General features: G+C 54.0%; 14 protein-coding genes, 1 tRNA gene and 1 pseudogene. 5 read left to right on the forward strand and 11 right to left on the reverse strand.

Going from position 1 to position 17512, the window contains the following annotated elements:
- The first annotated feature begins 6 nt into the window (after positions 1–6).
- The 4 genes from rfbF to KBY02_RS10145 are packed head-to-tail and all read left to right on the forward strand — an operon-like array spanning position 7 to position 5072.
- Complete coding sequence (gene rfbF / locus KBY02_RS10130) at positions 7–774, forward strand: glucose-1-phosphate cytidylyltransferase (protein ID WP_016567233.1); 768 nt, start codon at positions 7–9, stop codon at positions 772–774.
- Positions 755–1789, forward strand: coding sequence for a lysylphosphatidylglycerol synthase transmembrane domain-containing protein (locus KBY02_RS10135; protein ID WP_074996641.1), 1035 nt, complete (start codon positions 755–757; stop codon positions 1787–1789). Before rfbF ends, KBY02_RS10135 begins: the two co-directional genes overlap by 20 nt.
- A 30-nt stretch (positions 1790–1819) precedes the next feature.
- Positions 1820–3121, forward strand: coding sequence for an NAD(P)/FAD-dependent oxidoreductase (locus KBY02_RS10140; RefSeq protein ID WP_074996640.1), 1302 nt, complete (start codon positions 1820–1822; stop codon positions 3119–3121).
- A gap of 28 nt (positions 3122–3149) precedes the next feature.
- The gene (locus KBY02_RS10145; protein WP_225650423.1) at positions 3150–5072 is read left to right on the forward strand and encodes a hypothetical protein; all 1923 of its coding nucleotides are present in this window, start codon (positions 3150–3152) and stop codon (positions 5070–5072) included.
- A gap of 78 nt (positions 5073–5150) precedes the next feature.
- Here KBY02_RS10145 and KBY02_RS10150 read toward each other — a convergent pair whose 3' ends face one another.
- The 5 genes and pseudogenes from KBY02_RS10150 to KBY02_RS10170 all read right to left on the reverse strand — a co-directional run bounded on the left by KBY02_RS10150 (position 5151) and on the right by KBY02_RS10170 (position 10851).
- Entirely contained in the window at positions 5151–7058 is a 1908-nt protein-coding gene (locus tag KBY02_RS10150) for a hypothetical protein (protein WP_225650290.1), read from the reverse strand.
- Positions 7059–7324: 266 nt separating this feature from the next.
- Positions 7325–8206 carry a glucose-1-phosphate thymidylyltransferase RfbA gene (gene rfbA / locus KBY02_RS10155; protein WP_225650292.1) on the reverse strand — a complete coding sequence of 294 codons (882 nt, stop codon included), beginning with the start codon at positions 8204–8206 and terminating at the stop codon, positions 7325–7327.
- Positions 8207–8214: 8 nt separating this feature from the next.
- Positions 8215–9120 (reverse strand): dTDP-4-dehydrorhamnose reductase, encoded by a 906-nt coding sequence (gene rfbD / locus KBY02_RS10160; RefSeq protein ID WP_225650294.1) that lies wholly within the window; start codon positions 9118–9120, stop codon positions 8215–8217.
- Positions 9117–9257 (reverse strand): annotated as a pseudogene (locus tag KBY02_RS10165) (dTDP-glucose 4,6-dehydratase); the annotation flags it as partial. The pseudogene KBY02_RS10165 and the gene rfbD, both read right to left, overlap by 4 nt.
- 445 nt (positions 9258–9702) lie before the next feature.
- Positions 9703–10851, reverse strand: coding sequence for a glycosyltransferase family 4 protein (locus KBY02_RS10170; RefSeq protein ID WP_225650296.1), 1149 nt, complete (start codon positions 10849–10851; stop codon positions 9703–9705).
- A 277-nt stretch (positions 10852–11128) separates the two neighbouring features.
- Here KBY02_RS10170 and KBY02_RS10175 point away from each other — a divergent pair, with 277 nt between their 5' ends.
- Positions 11129–12547 carry a mannose-1-phosphate guanylyltransferase/mannose-6-phosphate isomerase gene (locus tag KBY02_RS10175; protein ID WP_104683728.1) on the forward strand — a complete coding sequence of 473 codons (1419 nt, stop codon included), beginning with the start codon at positions 11129–11131 and terminating at the stop codon, positions 12545–12547.
- Between the two features lie 405 nt (positions 12548–12952).
- Here the strand turns inward: KBY02_RS10175 and ychF are convergent, their stop codons facing one another.
- From ychF to ispE, 6 genes are all read right to left on the reverse strand, one after another.
- The gene (gene ychF / locus KBY02_RS10185; RefSeq protein WP_003404927.1) at positions 12953–14053 is read right to left on the reverse strand and encodes a redox-regulated ATPase YchF; all 1101 of its coding nucleotides are present in this window, start codon (positions 14051–14053) and stop codon (positions 12953–12955) included.
- A 21-nt stretch (positions 14054–14074) separates the two neighbouring features.
- Positions 14075–14659 (reverse strand): aminoacyl-tRNA hydrolase, encoded by a 585-nt coding sequence (gene pth / locus KBY02_RS10190; RefSeq protein WP_003317127.1) that lies wholly within the window; start codon positions 14657–14659, stop codon positions 14075–14077.
- Between the two features lie 164 nt (positions 14660–14823).
- Entirely contained in the window at positions 14824–15438 is a 615-nt protein-coding gene (locus KBY02_RS10195; RefSeq protein WP_003317126.1) for a 50S ribosomal protein L25/general stress protein Ctc, read from the reverse strand.
- 124 nt (positions 15439–15562) lie between these two features.
- Entirely contained in the window at positions 15563–16504 is a 942-nt protein-coding gene (locus tag KBY02_RS10200; protein WP_003317125.1) for a ribose-phosphate pyrophosphokinase, read from the reverse strand.
- Positions 16505–16549: 45 nt separating this feature from the next.
- Positions 16550–16624: transfer RNA gene (locus tag KBY02_RS10205), tRNA-Gln, on the reverse strand.
- A gap of 37 nt (positions 16625–16661) precedes the next feature.
- Positions 16662–17510: a 4-(cytidine 5'-diphospho)-2-C-methyl-D-erythritol kinase gene (ispE, locus tag KBY02_RS10210; RefSeq protein ID WP_225650298.1), complete on the reverse strand. Its 849-nt coding sequence runs from the start codon at positions 17508–17510 to the stop codon at positions 16662–16664.
- Positions 17511–17512 lie beyond the last annotated feature (2 nt).

Below are 17512 nucleotides of genomic sequence, written 5' to 3' on the forward strand. Positions count from 1 at the left end.
AAAAACATGAAAGCTGTAATTTTGGCCGGTGGCTTGGGAACTCGCATTGCGGAAGAGTCTGATACCAAACCGAAACCGATGGTAGAGATAGGCGGTAAACCTCTGCTTTGGCACATCATGCGTTCATATGCCAATCACGGCATCAAGGATTTTGTCATCTGCCTGGGTTACAAAGGCTATGTGATCAAAGAGTTTTTCTCCAACTACTATAATCACATGTCGGACATGACGATTGATCTTGCAACCGGAGATCAAAAAATTCTGAACAGCCAGGCCGAAGACTGGCGGATTACGTTGGTCGATACCGGTCCTGAAACCATGACTGGCGGTCGTCTCAAGCGCGTGGCGCCTTATCTGAACAACGAAACTTTTTGCCTCACGTATGGCGATGGTCTTTCAGATATCGATATCAGTGCAGAAGTTGCATTTCACCGTCAACACGGGAAATTGGCAACTGTAGCAGCGGTGCAGCCCCCTGGACGTTTTGGCGTGCTCAACATTGATGCCGAGAACAATGTGTCCAGTTTTTCTGAAAAGCCTGCTGATGAAATTGGCTGGATCAACGGCGGGTTCTTCGTCCTGGAACCAGAAGTGATCAAATATATCGACGGCGACAGCATTTCCTGGGAGCGCGAGCCGCTGACGAATCTTGCCAAAGATGGCCACCTGTGCGCCTTTCAGCATCATGGCTTCTGGCAGCCCTGTGACACTTTGCGCGACAAGCGCGAACTGGAAGCGTTGTGGGCGACCAACAATGCCCCTTGGCGGATTTGAGATAAACATGACACAGAAGTCGCAGACCAAAGAGAGACGCTGGATAAAACATGTGATTGGTGGGGGCATAACGCTCATTTGCCTTATCGCAATTTTTCGTCTGGTGAAGTTTTCGGAGGTCATGGAAGCCCTTGAGCATTTCCAATGGCGCTACCTGGCGCTGGGGATTCTATCGCTGGGCTTTGGCTACGCCGTGCGTATCTTTCGATGGTCTGTAATGCTTTCTGCAACAGGCACGCCGGTAGAATTCAAGAACTGCGCGGCGCCTTTTCTGGGTGCTATTGCACTCAATAATGTGCTGCCGTTGCGGTTGGGTGATGTCGTGCGTGCGCTGGTATTCCCTTATGCCATGGGGGTTACCAAAACCGCAGCAACGACCAGTCTCGTTGTGGAGAGGCTTATAGATCTGGTCACCTTGCTGGCCTGCCTGGCGCTCGGCGTGCTTGCGATACAAACCGTGGAAGTCCCGCCGGCACTCCGGCAAACAGCTGTCATTCTGGCCTTGTTAGGCGGCATGACTCTCACTGTCGGATTTTTCTTTTCCGGCAGCTTCGCACGCCTGTTTTATTCATTGGCGGGCGAACAGTCAGAGTCGATCAAACCTTCCAGGCTGCAGCAGATATTTCACGCCGTCGGAGGGCTTTTCGAGAGCTTCGATGTGATGTCTCGGCCCCGCGTACTTGGCGCGATGCTTGGTTTGTCAGTACTTGTCTGGGTGGGTGAGTCAGGCTTGTTTTATTTTGCACTGATGGGGCTGGGCCTGGACGCGAGCCCTCTTATGGCGCTGCTGGTAATGGCGATCGCAACGCTTTCTACCTTGGCACCTTCGTCACCCGGCTATGTAGGTCCGTTTCATCTCGCTGCTTTCACCGCAGTCACGCTCATTGGTGGTTCTGCAGCTCAAGCAGGCAGCTATGCGATAATTGTACATCTGGCCCTCTGGCTACCAACGACGATTGTTGGGGCATTGGCGATATGGTCGCGCCCTGCGTTATTCAAAGCAGCGCGAGCATAATCATGAAAAATTCTACCTTGGTAAATGTTAATGAATAATTATGATGTGGTGATTGTGGGCGGTGGCTTCACAGGCCTCACGGCTGCTTACGTGCTGTCAAAGCAGGGGAAGCGAGTGAAGGTGATTGAAGCCGACTCCACGCCAGGCGGATTGGCCGGGATTTTTGAATTCAACGATGGCGTTCGCGTAGAGAAGTTTTATCACCACTGGTTCAATAACGACGTCTTTGTACCGGAACTGGTCAAGGAGTTGGGGCTGGAAGGTGACGTTATCTTGCTGCCTACGCGAACCGGTATGTATTTCAACGGAAGAATGTGGAAGTTATCCACACCGTTGGACTTGCTGCGCTTCAAGGCACTGTCCCTTGTCGATCGCATACGCCTGGGGCTGTTGGTTTTTCAAGTACGCCGCATCAAGGACTGGAAGACGATCGAGCACCTGAGTATCCGCGAATGGCTGGAAGGCATGTGCGGCAAGTCTGTGTACAAAGTGGTATGGGAGCCGCTGATCAACTCCAAGTTCTCTGTTTACGCAGAGGCAGTCAACGCCGTCTGGATGTGGAAAAAGCTAGTGTTGCGCGGCAGTACGCGCAACGATAAAGGCGGCGAAGAACTTGCCTACTTCAAAGGCGGTTTCGGACGGCTTGCAGAGGCACTCGTTTCGGCCATTCGTGCTAATGGCAGCGAGGTCGTCTTTAATTCCAAAGTCACTGGTCTGGTGACCGCGGGTAAACAAGTCACTGCTGTCACCACCGAAGAGGGCGAAGTGGCGGGCAATAAGTTTTTGTTTACGCCGTCGTTTCCATTGATCGCGAATATGTTTCAGAACTCAGCGGACGATGCATGGCTGGCAAAATTGCGCAGGGTCAAGTACCTGGGCAACATGTGCCTGGTTTTGCGCCTGAAGCACAGCCTGTCAGACACCTATTGGCTCAACGTCAATGATCCGGGTTTCCCATTTGTGGGTGTTATCGAACACACCAATTTTGACACCCCGGAAAATTACAAGGGTACGCACATTGCCTACCTCTCTCGCTACCTGGCCACTGAAGATCCAGTCTGGGCCTACAGCGATGATGAATATCTTGATTTCGCCCTCTCGCATTTGAAGCGAATGTTCCCTCACTTTGAAAAAGAGTGGGTCGTCGACTTCAAGGTCTGGCGTTCCGAGTACGCTCAACCGGTGACCGAGCGTAATTACTCTCAATACGTCCCTGATGCATCCACACCATTCGATAATGCGTTGATTTCGACGATGGCTCAGATTTATCCAGAGGACCGGGGAACGAATTACGCGATTCGCGAAGGTCGCTTGATCGCCCAAAAGCTCTAATCTGAAAGGGATCGTCTGAGTGAATCACATGCAACCATTACCGTCGCGATTTTTCTGCTATACGCTGCTTCTGGTGACAGGGTGGCTGATGCTGTCAAATATTGATGTCCTGTGGAGTCAGTCTGTCGACTTGGCACATCACTATGCGTTGGCCTATCGTATAGCTGAAAATTTTAATCTGATAAACTCAAACGATCCCACCTTGGGAGAGATGAATTATTACCCTAGGCTGAGCCATATAGTCGCGGCGATAGTCGGCTGGCCGATGCACTCGACATTTTTAGGGTTGCAAATCGTTTCTCTGCTGTCGCTCGCTGTTCTATGGGGGGCGTTCATCTATATGCTCAACACGCTGCCACGGCGTGTTGCAGCGGCTTCCACGTTCACGCTTGCTTTACTGCTTGTCGTCAATAAGTACGCATTCCATTTCGATGTGCACGGCGGCGAGATAGTCAGCAACTATTTTTACTCCCAGTTGGTAGGTCAGGCTGTCGCTGTTTTAGGCATGGCTGTCGCTGTTTTTCTTGAGGTGCGCAGGGGCAGGGGCACGGCCTATGTCTTTTTGATAGGGGCCATCGCCATCAATACAGGCGTTCACTTGCTGCCAACTCTGGAGCTGCTGGGCCTCTTGGGCGGGCTGATCCTATTCAATGCTTATTCAGACTTTCTCGACAAGAAACTCAGCATTCCTGCTGCAGTAGCAAGTCTTCTAGTTCCCGTTGTGGCTTTGGGGGGCGTTGTTCTGAACCCTGCGTTCTCTTCAATGAGAAAGATTTCAGAAAATGACGGTACGCTAAGTTTTATCAATATCACTTATCCGACAGGCATCGCAACGTTGTGCGTGTTGGGGGTTATTCTTTCAATCGTGATGCTAACGCTTCACGTCAAGAATAAGCCAATGCTGGGCTACCCGGCTGTAAAGTACCTTGCTATCTACGGCGCGGCGGTCTCTTGCCTGTGCTTGTTGCAAATGGTACTTGTGAAGTATGGGATGGGCTCGGATTATGCTGTAAAAAAATATGTGTATGGCATTGTTACTCATCTCTTTATCTCGCTTGCGATTCTGCTAGGTTTTATGTTTTGTCGCAAAGGTGCCGAGGGTGCGGAGACATCCAACAACTATTCTCTCGCGTATGCTCTGTTTATCGCTGTCAGCTTTTATGCTGTTTTCAATGCGTCGATACAAAATATCGAGGCTTATGATCTCTCCGAGCTGGTGCAGCTGGAGAAGAAGCTGGACGCGTTAGCGCTGCAGTTGCCTGCTACAGAGCATGGAGAAAATGATGTTGTGATTGGGTTGGAAGGTAGGTCGCCAATAATTGACTACCTCTTTTCGATCTCTATGTTCAAAACGCAGAGAGAACTGGCGATATCAGATGTGCTTATAGCTAACTCGTTGCATGACTACGCTAATTACAGCCGCATTATTACAAGTGCTGGTGTAAAAAAATATGACACTAAAGAGTGTCAGACCTTTTCAGGTGCCGGTCTGTCAATTACGAATGCGCACTGTTTGTCGGAGCGGGTAAGCGACTCGAGCTATTGCCGCGGGCGTGTCGATTTCTCAACAAACGGATTTGTTGACGCGCGTCGGTTGCAGGGGTTTGGTTCTGCAGAAAGTATGGGAACCTGGATTGCAGGAAGAAGCGCTGAATTTAGTTGTATCTTAGATGCTCAGCCCCCAAGTGTAATGGTTATAGACTGGCGCCCATTTGTGAGCAGTCAGCATCCGAAGCAGGCTGTGAAGGTTCTTGTCAACGGTGTGGAGCAATACAGTTCGGTGTTGAGCGATCCGGCAGATACTACCACGGAAATTAAACTGCCCCGTCTTGGCAGTGATAAAATGGTTGTCACTTTTTCGACGCCGGATGCGGTCTCTCCTCACCAATTAGGCATGAGTGAAGATGCACGCTCTCTGAGCGTATTTGTAAAGGCCATTACGTTCAAGTGAAGCCGTAGGCCGATTAATTTGAGCGTCGCTCCATTCTGCCCGACAGTGATCCTGCGGGCAGTATGGTTTTTCAGTAAATTATGGCTGTTTTAAAAGCTCTACCTGCAGATCTTTCAGCTGAACATAACCTTTTCCAGTAGACCATCCGCCTAACCCAAACGAAAGTCTGAATGGTTTCCCAGTCGACGTAAAATACGCAGTTATAGTTTTATCTGTGGCAGAAGGTTCGGTTATCGCATAAATGATGCTGTTGCCGTGGAATGAAAGATGTCCCGCATTAGTGTCGGATTTTTCAGACGTTGCTGCCCAGTCTAGAATGGCATTTATTCTATACTGTCCGGCTGCTAGTGTCAGTTCTTGGGATTGAAAGCCAGCATCAGTGAATGGCTCAGAATATACGCGCAAACGCTCCTTATCGAACAGGGCGGTGCCGTAAGAAGTGAACGTTAATGTGTCGAGTCTGATAACAACTGAGCCCTTGATTTGGTTGATGCTTTCATAATCTTTCACGTCTAGAATGATGCGATCATTTTGTTGGGCAAAACTTATCACGCAATGGGTAGGCTGTGTGGGGACGCGCCATCCAAATATAATAGACCAAAATGAAGGTGTGATATTAAAGGGCTGCCCACTTCGGTAAGCTGCAGATACTGCTCCAATTACAGGCGCCCAGATCGCTTGATTCATATTGATAGTCGGTGTGTTTGTGCAGCTGTGGGCTGCTTCCTTTAACTCTGTATATAAGTGTGCGACTTCCTCGTCGGGTGTTTTGGCGATGACAATCGTATTCGTTATCTGCTGGTAATGCGTCGCTATGAATAGCAAGGCTGCCAGGCTGCCTATGACAGCCAATATGGTGTTTGCGTGAGTGCTTGAAAGTCTTTGGTTTATAAGTAACAGAGCTTGCAATACAATAAACACGCTTATCATCGGAATGAAAGTAATGCTGTGGTGCAGTATGGGGCCCGTGACTTTTGATAATGCATAAAGATAGGTTGCCAGTTGAAGCAGTACCAGGTATCCCAGTATCAATGCCGTTTTATTATTGTGTTTCCACGCTGCAAGGGTGCAGAAAATCGAGGCCGTGATTGCCAGTATTCCCAAATACAGCGGTAAGCCGCCGGGCCTTGCTTCTCCATAGCTCAAAACAGCCCCGCGAATTGGCTCTCCCATCAGAACTGCAAGCGCATGAGCTGCGTCCAGTAGGGAATGATCTGAGCTTGGTCTTGAGGTAAAGAATCCAAATATTTTCGAGATATTATTGAATTCATGGAGGGGCGGTATCCACGTTATTGCGAATAAACAGGCAGCGGCTATCCACAATAGTATTTCTTTTCTTTCAGGTCTTTTATGTAAAAGCGAACCTGCCAATGTGCTCAATCCCAGCACGACTGCGGGCATCCAGAATGCAACGTGCATTTGCGTGACACAGCTCAGCGTTAAAGCGAGTAGGGGGATTAAATGACTGTGTTTTTGTATGATGGCAATGGAAATGCACAGGGCAAATATCCATGGAAAAATCGTTGAGTAGGGAAGTAGAACATCTAGAAAAACCTTTGCCCCCAACGCAATAGTTGAGTAGATGACCAGGGTTGTCAAAAACAGAGCCGCTGTTTTTCTATCGCTGATCTTTGCAACTGTCCAGGTAGATGCTGCAATGAACCCTATGTTGTAGAGGAAGGTGCCCAGTATCAGCCCTATTTCCTTTTCACCAAAAAGCGAGTACCAAGGGATCAGCATGTAATAATTAAAAGGTCCCGGATGTGCCCAGCCAAATCGTGATGATATGCCGATTTCCTGGTCAAACTGTGAGGCGTGATACATGTCAATCAAGAAAATCGCATAATCGCTTTTCCAATATAAGACCTGGTCAGAGCCGGTTAGTAATTGGATCAATATTACCAGTGCTGTCGCCACAAATGTAAGAATAGTGACGTAGGTGGCATAGTTGGAGAGGTTGAGCCTGGGCTCGTGAGGGGTGCTCATTTTTTCAGTTGTCTCCATAAATTGCAGTCATGTGCAACTGAGACGCTTCACAGGCGTTTAAACGGCAAATGCCTTTGCGGCTTTCAAATACATTGGCTGAACCGCTTTAGCCTAAGAACCGATTCGATGGATGCGCTAACAGTTGACCGTTGATATTTAAAAGCCATTCATAGCAGGAAACTGCGGTTATTATATTTTCTTGCCGCCGCAGGCTTTTTAAGGCCTGCGGTCATCTTAGCAGCTTCATGCCCGCAAGGAGGAGAGCATCAAAATATCCGTTCCTTCAGCACATTCTTCAAGTACTGGCCGTAGCCATTCTTGATCAACGGCTGCGCAAGCTTTTCAAGCTGCGCACCATCAATCCAGCCCGCGCGGTAGCAGATCTCTTCGGGACAGGCGACTTTCAGGCCTTGGCGCCTTTCCAGCGTGGCAATGTACTGGCCGGCTTCCAGCAGGCTGTCATGCGTACCTGTGTCCAGCCAGGCATAGCCACGACCCATGATCTCGACGTGCAGCTGTTTCTGCTCCAGATACAGCGTGTTGAGGTCGGTGATCTCCAACTCTCCGCGTGGGGAGGGCTTCAACTGGCGGGCCAGATCGACCACTTGATTGTCGTAGAAATACAAACCAGTGACGGCGTAGTTCGACTTGGCAACCATGGGCTTCTCTTCAAGCGACAGCACTCGGCCGCTGTCATCGAATTCGGCTACGCCATAACGCTCGGGGTCCTGCACGTGATATGCGAAGACCGAGGCGCCCGACTCACGGTTGCTGGCATTGAGCAGCAGCGACTGGAAGTCGTGGCCGTAGAAAATGTTGTCGCCCAGTACCAGTGCCGATGCATCGTTGCCGATGAAGTCTGCGCCGATGGTGAACGCCTGAGCCAGGCCATCCGGGCTAGGCTGAACTGCATAGCTGAGGTTCAGGCCCCACTGGCTGCCGTCACCCAGTAACTGCGAGAAACGCGGCGTGTCCTGCGGTGTGGAGATGATCAGAATGTCGCGGATCCCGGCCAGCAAGAGCGTGCACAGCGGGTAGTAGATCATCGGCTTGTCGTACACCGGCAACAGCTGTTTGGAGACAGAGAGCGTGGCCGGGTGCAAACGGGTACCCGATCCACCAGCCAGAATGATTCCTTTACGAGCCATGAGAGTCCTTAGCGCTGGATTTCGTCCAGCATGCGTTGTGCGCCTTGTTGCCAAGACGGCATCTTCAATTGAAAAGCAGTTTCGAGTTTAGCCAAAGCCAGCCGCGAATTGCGCGGGCGCGGTGCCGGCACTGGATACGCTTCTGTGGGGATGGCGCCGATCTGGTCGGGCGCGACCTTCAATGCCACGCCATTACGTGCGGCGTGTTCCAGAACGAACTGTGCAAAGCCGTGCCATGACGTCTCACCGGCAGCAGCCAAGTGATAGATACCTGCCAATGCTGCCGGGTTCTGATCAGCGCGCACGCGATGCAGAATCTGCGCAGTGACGTCGGCGATCAGTTCGGCACCGGTGGGGGCGCCGTACTGGTCCGCTACCACGTTCAACGAGTCACGTTCGGTGGCCAGGCGCAGCATGGTCTTGGCGAAGTTGTGGCCGCGCGCCGCATACACCCAACTTGTGCGCAGTATCAACGCCTTGGCACCACTGGCCTGAATCGCCTGCTCGCCCATCAGCTTGCTGCGGCCGTAGACCGACAATGGGCCGGTAGCCCCGTCTTCGCGCCACTGCTGTTCGCCGCTGCCATCAAACACATAATCAGTCGAGTAGTGAATCAGCCATGCGCCCAGCGTCGCCGCTTCTCTGGCCAGGACGCCGGGAGCTTCGCCGTTGATCAACATCGCCAGGTCCGGCTCGCTCTCCGCCTTGTCCACAGCCGTATAGGCCGCTGCGTTGACGATGACGTCAGGCGCCAGCGCACGAACCGTGGCAGCCAGGCGCTCCAGATCGGCCAGATCACCGCACAGGCCATCGGTACCCTGACGATCCAGCGCGATCACCTCGCCCAGCGGTGCCAGAGCGCGCTGCAGCTCCCAGCCAACCTGCCCATTCTTGCCCAGCAGCAAAATCTTCATGCGTCGCTGACCTCATACTGTTGCACGATCCAGTCACGGTAACTTTCGTCCATGACACCACTCACCCATTTCTGATTGGCCAGATACCACTGTACTGTTTTGCGAATGCCTGTATCGAGCGTTTCTGCCGCTTTCCATACCGCCAGTAATAGAACATGGATGCATTACCAGCATAGCGGTGATAATTGTCCTCGCGACCAGACAAATGAATTAGATAGGTAGAAAGCTTGCGTAACGCCGAGTCGATTCAGTTGATGGCATTTTTGCGCTGGAGAGGTGCCAATTTGTGAGATGCCTCGTTCCAGGATCGTGGTCGCGCAATTTGGGGGCATTGAAAGATTGGATCGTTAGCTGGATTACCAGAGTGTTCAGGGTGGTGCCAGTCTGCCGTGCACAGGTGTTGATCACTCAACAAATTGATTTGCTGTCGTTGAACGCAGCCTCGCGTTCACCGTGTTTATAGGCAAACCGGTCCCGAAGAAAAGCATCGTCAGTGCCAGCGATGACTTGGAGACAATTTAGCAGCCGAGCCAGCTACTGGGTTTCCGTTGAAAAGAAACCTTTCCTGCTCGGCCCCCTCGACTAACGCCGATTAGCCAAGACCATACGATAAACATCCAGCGTTTTTTGCGCACAGGCATCCCAACTGAACTGACGCGCACGCTCCAGCCCTGACTGAACCTTGCGCTCACGCTCTTCAGACTGTTCCAGTACGGCGAGCATTGCGGTGCTGATGCTCTCTGCACTGTTCGGGTCGACAGCCCAGGCGGCATCCCCCGTGACTTCCGGAAGTGAAGAGTTGTTGGATGCAATCAGCGGACACTGAGCCGCGAACGCCTCGATGGCCGGCAGGCCGAACCCTTCATACAGCGAGGCAAACACCAGCGCTCCGGCACTTTGCAGCAGCGCCAGCACCTCATCCTGTGGCAGGTAACTCAGCCAGCGACCTTCGCCACGTTGCTGCAACGCCTCAAGCTGCGGGAGCAGTTCTTCGTTGCTCCAACCGTCACGACCGACAATTACCAACGGATGCTCTTTACGTACCTGTGCGGGCAGTTGCTCAAAGGCTTCAAGCACGCGTTGCAGGTTTTTGCGTGGCTGCAGGGTGCCGACCACCAAAAAGAAGCCTGGTGTGAGGCCATGCGCGGCGAGCACTCTGTCGCGCTCGGCGGCGCCAATGCGCTCGAAATACACAGGCTCCACGCCCAGCGGCGTGACGCTGATACGCTCTGGCGCGATGCCCAGATGGCTAACCATGTCCTGCTTGCTGTATTCGGAGATGGTGATGATGTGATCGGCACGCTCGATGCTGGTAGTGAACAGCCAGCTTTTCAGGCGCTTGAGGTCTTGCTTGATCCATTCCGGGTGCAGCACCGGAATCATGTCCATGATCGTGGCGACGACAGGTACACCTTTGATCCGCGGGATATGGTGGTCCGTGGCATGGAACAGTTGGACATCTTTGGCGATGCTTGCCGAACTACCCAATGGCAGTTTGAGGACGCCACTGAGCACAGCATGAATACGGTAGTCGCTGGACAACTGTTGCGGCTGACCACAGGCCAGCACTGGCAGGTGCCTGCCGAAAGCATAAGGTTTGACGTTAATATCTTCAGCCTGACTCAGCTTGTTCAGACCGTGCCAGAGCGCCCGTGAATATATGCCGATACCGTCCAGATGGCCGGTATGTTCACCTTTGGCCCAGACCGTACAGCTCAAGCCTATATCCATGTTCTGTTGTTCTCAATGTCGATCAATTACATCACTTCTCAATGGTGTACCAAGGCAGAGGGTTACGCCTGCGTGTGGCGGATATGCAGGATCGGGCGCCGAACTGGGCGCGAAGACTAACATGGGGCGGCCGGGCTCGCACGGAGTGGTGGGCTGTCGCAGCGGCGGAGTTGCTGAATGGTAGGCATATTGTAGTGGCCATCCTGTTGCATAGCGACTTGAGCACCCGGATAATGCCGCCTTTGCTACGTCTTCGTGGCCCAAGAATGGAGCGTCTATGTTCACCCCTGTAATTCTGGCTGGCGGTAGTGGTTCGCGGTTGTGGCCTTTATCGCGACAGAGTTTCCCGAAGCAGTTTCTTGCCCTTGATGGCCAGGATCAGGGAACCATGTTTCAACGCACGCTGGGCCGCCTGAAAGGCCTTGAGCACGCGCCTGCGGTTGTCGTGAGCAACGAAAATCACCGCTTTATCGTCGCCGAGCAGCTGCGTGTAGCGAAGATGGGTAGCCGTCGTGTCATCCTTGAGCCGCTCGCCCGCAACACTGCGCCGGCCATCGCTCTGGCTGCGCTTGAAGCAACGGCTGATGGAACTGACCCGATCCTGCTGGTACTGGCTGCCGACCATCATATTCATGATGAAGACGCTTTCCGACAAGCGGTAACGGTTGCTCAGGTGCACGCTGAGGCGGGTCGTCTGGTGACGTTCGGTATCACCCCGACTCACGCTGAAACCGGTTTTGGCTACATTCACTGTGGCGAGTCCATTGCCCAGGGTGGCTTCGCGATCGAGGCCTTCAAGGAAAAGCCGTCGCCGGAAATGGCTGCCGAATACCTGTCTTCGGGTGCTTACCTGTGGAACAGCGGTATGTTCATGTTCCGTGCCTCGGTGTTCCTGGCTGAGCTGAAAAAGCATCGTTCCGACATATTGTCTGCATGCCGCGTAGCCTTGGCTGACTCCGATGCCGACAGCTACTTCCTGCACGTCTCGTCCGAGAAGTTTGCCTTGTGCGCCGATGAGTCCGTCGACTACGCGGTCATGGAGCACACCGATCTCGGTCTGGTCGTGCCGCTGGACGCAGGCTGGAACGATCTGGGCAGTTGGGCAGCGATCTGGGACGTGGGCCCGCACGACGAGAATGCCAATCGCCTTGAAGGCGATGTGATGGCAATCGACACGCGTAACTGCCTGGTGCAGTCGCACCATCGACTGGTGGCCACTGTCGGCGTCGAGGACCTGATCGTCATCGAAACCAAGGACGCCGTTCTGGTTGCCAACAAGCACAACAGCCAGCAGGTCAAGGACGTGGTCAAGCGTCTGCAGGCAGAAGAGCGCCCTGAGTTCGTGACTCATCCACTGGTCAACCGCCCGTGGGGCCACTACGACACGATCGATCTCGGCGAGCGTTATCAGGTCAAGCGCATCAGCGTACTGCCAGGCGAGTGCCTGTCGCTGCAGATGCACTATCACCGCGCCGAGCACTGGATCGTTGTATCCGGTACTGCCAAGGTTATCTGCGACGATCAGGAACTGATCCTTTCCGAGAATCAGTCCACTTACATCCCGCTGGGCGTCAAGCACTCGCTGGCCAACCCCGGCAAGGTGCCGTTGGAGCTGATCGAAGTGCAGTCCGGCTCATACCTGGGCGAAGACGACATCGTGCGCTTTGAAGACCGTTACGGGCGTCTGAAGAAGTAATCCGGCATCCGCTGCATGCTGGTCCGAACGCCCCGCAAACCTGTTTGCGGGGCGTTTTTCGTCAGGGAGGGGCCGGTGTCCTGTCTATGTGCTTGCCGCCTGGATTGGAGGCATCCTCGATACCAATCAATTCGATGAAGTTACCCGGAAACAGCATCAGGGATGTGACACCTCCCCAAGTGAGGTGCTGACCGGGGAGGGCGTGAACCCCATCTTGCGAGAGAGCAACAATGACCTGGAGTGATGACGTACCCTGACCGAGGGATGATCGATAACCTAAGGGAGCCTACGCGGTGGCTGTCATACGAGCGCAGCTCCAAAACGATAAAACCGCGCCAGGGCGCGGTTTTATCGAGGTGTGCCGTTCGAAGTGTTTCAGGAAGCCCCTGAAACCGGATACTCGAATCAGACGTTAAACCGGAAATGCATCACATCACCGTCCTTGACGATGTATTCCTTGCCTTCCAGACGCCACTTGCCGGCTTCCTTGGCACCTGACTCACCCTTGAACTGGATGAAGTCGTCATATGCCACCACTTCGGCGCGGATGAAGCCTTTTTCGAAGTCGGTGTGGATCACGCCTGCGGCTTGTGGTGCGGTGGCACCGACGCGGACGGTCCAGGCGCGGACTTCTTCGACGCCAGCGGTGAAGTAGGTCTGCAGGTGGAGCATTTCGTAGCCAGCGCGGATCACGCGGTTCAGGCCGGGTTCTTCGAGGCCCAGGGCTTCGAGGAACATGTCTTTCTCTTCGCCGTCATCAAGCTCGGCGATTTCGGCTTCGATCTTGTTGCAGACCGGCACCAGCATTGCGCCTTCTTCTTCGGCGATGGCGCGGACCACGTCCAGCAGCGGGTTGTTCTCGAAGCCGTCTTCGGCGACGTTGGCGATGTACATGACCGGCTTGGTGGTCAGCAGGTGGAAGCCACGGATGGTGGCTTTCTCGTCGTTGCTCATGCTCTTCATCAGGCTGCGTGCAGGCTTGCCTTCGCTGAAGTGTGCAATCAACTGTTCCAGCAGGCCTTTCTGGACCACTGCGTCCTTGTCGCCGCCCTTGGCGTTGCGGGTGACCTTTTGCAGTTGCTTCTCGCAGCTGTCGAGGTCGGCGAAGATCAGTTCCAGATCGATGATCTCGATGTCGCGCTTGGGGTCGACGCTGTTGGAAACGTGAATCACGTTCTCGTCTTCAAAGCAGCGCACCACGTGAGCAATGGCATCGGTCTCGCGGATGTTGGCGAGAAACTTGTTGCCCAGGCCTTCGCCCTTCGAAGCGCCTGCCACGAGGCCGGCGATGTCGACGAACTCCATGGTGGTCGGCAGGATGCGTTTCGGGTTGACGATGGCAGCCAGGGCCGCCAGACGCGGGTCGGGCATCGGCACGATACCGCTGTTCGGCTCGATGGTGCAGAAGGGGAAGTTCTCGGCCGCGATACCAGATTTGGTCAGGGCGTTGAACAGGGTGGACTTGCCGACGTTAGGCAGGCCGACGATGCCGCAATTGAATCCCATGGTGTTTCCCCTCGAGTGATGTCAGGCCTTCTGGCTGTGCAGGTTTTTCATCGCCCGGTTCCATTCACCGGCGAAGATATCCGGCAGCACGCCGAGGGCAAAGTCGATACTGGCGTCCAGTTTTTCCTGTTCGGCGCGTGGCGCTCGACCCAGGACAAAGCCGGATACCTTGCTGGCATCGCCCGGGTGGCCAATGCCAAGCCGCAAGCGATGGAATGTGTTCTGGTTGCCGAGCTGCGCAATGATGTCGCGCAGCCCGTTATGACCGCCATGGCCGCCACCCACTTTGAGTTTGGCAACGCCCGGAGGCAGGTCCAGTTCGTCATGCGCCACCAGAATCGACTCGACCGGGATGCGATAAAAGCCCGCGAGTGCCGCGACAGCCTGGCCGCTGCGGTTCATGTAAGTGGTGGGAATCAGCAGACGAACATCCTGACCCTGGTGCGTGAAGCGCCCGGTCAGGCCAAAGAATTTGCGCTCGGGAACGAGGTTAACTCGTTGCGCCGCAGCAATACGCTCAACAAAAAAAGCCCCTGCGTTATGCCGGGTCTGTTCGTATTCGGCGCCTGGATTTCCCAAGCCCACGATCAGTTGTATGGCGGTCACGACAGGGGCTCTTCCTTTGGAGTTGAGGGTTGAACCGCTGACGACAGCGGCAATGTGGACGAAAACTGCTCATTTACCATGATGTAAACTCAGCGATCTCGCCCGCTTTGCCTGCTATCGCTCGCGATGTCTCCTGAGCAACTCCGACGTTACCAAGTAATGAATTACTCGGCAGCGCCTTCTTCAGCTTCACCTTCTTCTTCGTCTTTGACGATACGCGGTGCGTGGACGTTGGCGATTGCCAGGTCAGTACCGTGTGCCAAAGCGACGAACTCAACGCCTTTAGGGGCTTTCAGTTCGGACAGGTGAACGTTGTCACCTACTTCCAGCGCGCCCAGATCGACTTCGATGAACTCAGGCAGGTCTTTCGGCAGGCAGGTCACTTCCAGTTCAGTGGTAGTGTGCGAGATCTCGCCGCCTTTCTTGACCGGAGCTTCTTCGTTCAGGAAGTGGATCGGCACGATTGCGGTCAGCTTCTGGCCGGCAATAACGCGCACGAAGTCAGCGTGCATCACGTGGCCTTTGGCCGGGTGACGTTGCAGCGCCTTGATGATGACGTTTTGCTTCTTGCCACCAACGTTCAGCTCGATGATGTGGCTGTAGGCCGCATCGTTTTCCAGCAGTTTGGCAACTTCCTTGGCCAGCATGCTGATGGACTCGGGGGCTTTGTCGCCACCGTAGACGACAGCTGGAACCAGGCTAGCGAGACGACGCAGGCGGCGGCTCGCACCTTTCCCCAGGTCGGAACGCTGTTCTGCATTCAGGGTAAATTCGTTCATGTTGTATCTCCAAATTAACCACATCCACCGTTGCGTTTGCGACCAGCGCTCGGATGGTATGGGCAAAAAAGCCCCGCCCTGACCGGATGTCAGGGCGGGGCGCTTTTCGTCTGCGTGATGTCAGTTAACGGAACATCGCGCTGATCGATTCTTCGTTGCTGATGCGGCGAACCGCTTCGGCGACTACCGGGGCAATATCCAGTTGACGGATACGGCCACAGGCTTGAGCGGCGGCGGACAACGGGATGGTGTTGGTCACCACCAGTTCGTCCAGCACGGAATTTTCAATGTTTTCGATCGCCCGACCCGACAGCACAGGGTGTGTGCAGTAGGCGAAGACCTTGGCAGCACCATGCTCTTTCAGGGCCTTGGCCGCGTGGCACAGCGTGCCGGCGGTATCGACCATGTCATCGACCAGAATGCAGGTACGCCCTTCGACATCACCAATGATATGCATCACTTCGGAGTGATTGGCTTTCTCACGGCGTTTGTCGATGATACCGAGATCGACACCCAGGGATTTGGCGACAGCACGTGCACGCACGACACCGCCGATATCCGGGGAAACGATCATCAGGTTTTCAAAGCGCTGATCTTCGATGTCATCCACCAGAACGGGGGAGCCGTAGATGTTATCTACCGGAATGTCGAAGAAGCCCTGAATCTGGTCAGCATGCAGATCAACCGTGAGCACACGGTCGATTCCCACTACGGTCAGCATATCAGCGACAACTTTTGCGCTGATGGCAACACGTGCGGAGCGCGGACGGCGATCCTGGCGGGCATAACCAAAGTAGGGAATCACAGCAGTGATTCGGGACGCTGAGGAGCGACGGAAGGCATCAGCCATCACGACGAGTTCCATCAGGTTGTCGTTCGTGGGTGCGCAGGTCGGCTGAATGATAAAGACGTCTTTACCGCGGACGTTTTCATTAATCTCAGTGCTGATTTCGCCGTCGGAGAATTTTCCAACAGAAACATCACCCAGTGGGATATGCAGCTGACGTACTACACGCCGAGCGAGATCGGGGTTGGCATTCCCCGTAAAGACCATCATCTTGGACACGCGCAGTACCTAGAGGCTGAGGGTAACCTGGATGAGTATAGAAAATGGCAGGGGCGGCTGGATTCGAACCAACGCATGGCAGGATCAAAACCTGCTGCCTTACCGCTTGGCGACGCCCCTGTATTGAATCAATCGAGTGCCTGACACTCAATTCCTGCTACAGAATTTGCAGCTTGCGATGCAACATCGAGATGTTGCTTCCTTTCGCTACGAACCCCGTAAGGGTCTCTGTAAGAAGGGCCGAGACTTTATCAGCTTCAGCTTTGTTTGGGAAGGCCCCAAACACACAACTTCCAGTTCCGGTTAATTTTGCTTCGGTAAATTTACCTAACAAATTCAAAGCGTTACGTACTTCTGGGTAACGCCTCTCTACAACCGCCTTACAGTCATTTCGACTGTTTCCCTTGGGAACGGGGCGCACTTTAATGGGCGGCGTGTCGCGTGTCAACAACGGATCTGAAAAAATTTCTGCTGTACTTACAGATACTTGCGGGACGAGCACCAAATACCAGGGTTCTTCCGGGTCCACCGGGGTGAGAATTTCGCCGACGCCCTCAGCAAAAGCAGCATGTCCACGTACGAAAACCGGTACATCGGCGCCCAGTGTCAGCCCCAGTTGCGCCAGACGATCCTCATCCCAGCCGAGCTGCCATAAATGATTCAGGGCCAGCAGGGTGGTCGCTGCATCCGAGCTGCCGCCGCCGATACCGCCACCCATGGGCAGGCGTTTTTCCAGCCAGATGTCCATGCCCAGTGTGCAACCGGACTGTTGTTGCAGGGCACGGGCGGCTTTGACGATCAGGTTACTGTCATGCGGGACACCGGGAACGTCGGTCTGCAGGTGAATCTCGCCGTCCTCGCGAACGGCAAAACCCAGTTCGTCGCCGTAATCGAGAAACTGAAACAGCGTCTGCAGTTCGTGATAACCGTCAGAACGACGTCCGAGAATGTGCAGCATGAGATTGAGTTTTGCCGGGGCAGGCAAAACCAGTTGTGGCGTGCTCATGG

Source organism: Pseudomonas sp. P129, from assembly GCF_020312195.1.
Lineage (GTDB): Bacteria > Pseudomonadota > Gammaproteobacteria > Pseudomonadales > Pseudomonadaceae > Aquipseudomonas > Aquipseudomonas fragariae.

Coding starts and splice junctions, on each gene's coding strand:
- rfbF (WP_016567233.1), top strand. CDS start 7: ATGAAAGCTGTAATTTTGGCCGGTGGCTTGGGAACTCGCATTGCGGAA.
- KBY02_RS10135 (WP_074996641.1), top strand. CDS start 755: ATGCCCCTTGGCGGATTTGAGATAAACATGACACAGAAGTCGCAGACC.
- KBY02_RS10140 (WP_074996640.1), top strand. CDS start 1,820: ATGAATAATTATGATGTGGTGATTGTGGGCGGTGGCTTCACAGGCCTC.
- KBY02_RS10145 (WP_225650423.1), top strand. CDS start 3,150: ATGCAACCATTACCGTCGCGATTTTTCTGCTATACGCTGCTTCTGGTG.
- KBY02_RS10150 (WP_225650290.1), bottom strand. CDS start 7,058: ATGAGCACCCCTCACGAGCCCAGGCTCAACCTCTCCAACTATGCCACC.
- rfbA (WP_225650292.1), bottom strand. CDS start 8,206: ATGGCTCGTAAAGGAATCATTCTGGCTGGTGGATCGGGTACCCGTTTG.
- rfbD (WP_225650294.1), bottom strand. CDS start 9,120: ATGAAGATTTTGCTGCTGGGCAAGAATGGGCAGGTTGGCTGGGAGCTG.
- KBY02_RS10170 (WP_225650296.1), bottom strand. CDS start 10,851: ATGGATATAGGCTTGAGCTGTACGGTCTGGGCCAAAGGTGAACATACC.
- KBY02_RS10175 (WP_104683728.1), top strand. CDS start 11,129: ATGTTCACCCCTGTAATTCTGGCTGGCGGTAGTGGTTCGCGGTTGTGG.
- ychF (WP_003404927.1), bottom strand. CDS start 14,053: ATGGGATTCAATTGCGGCATCGTCGGCCTGCCTAACGTCGGCAAGTCC.
- KBY02_RS10195 (WP_003317126.1), bottom strand. CDS start 15,438: ATGAACGAATTTACCCTGAATGCAGAACAGCGTTCCGACCTGGGGAAA.
- ispE (WP_225650298.1), bottom strand. CDS start 17,510: ATGAGCACGCCACAACTGGTTTTGCCTGCCCCGGCAAAACTCAATCTC.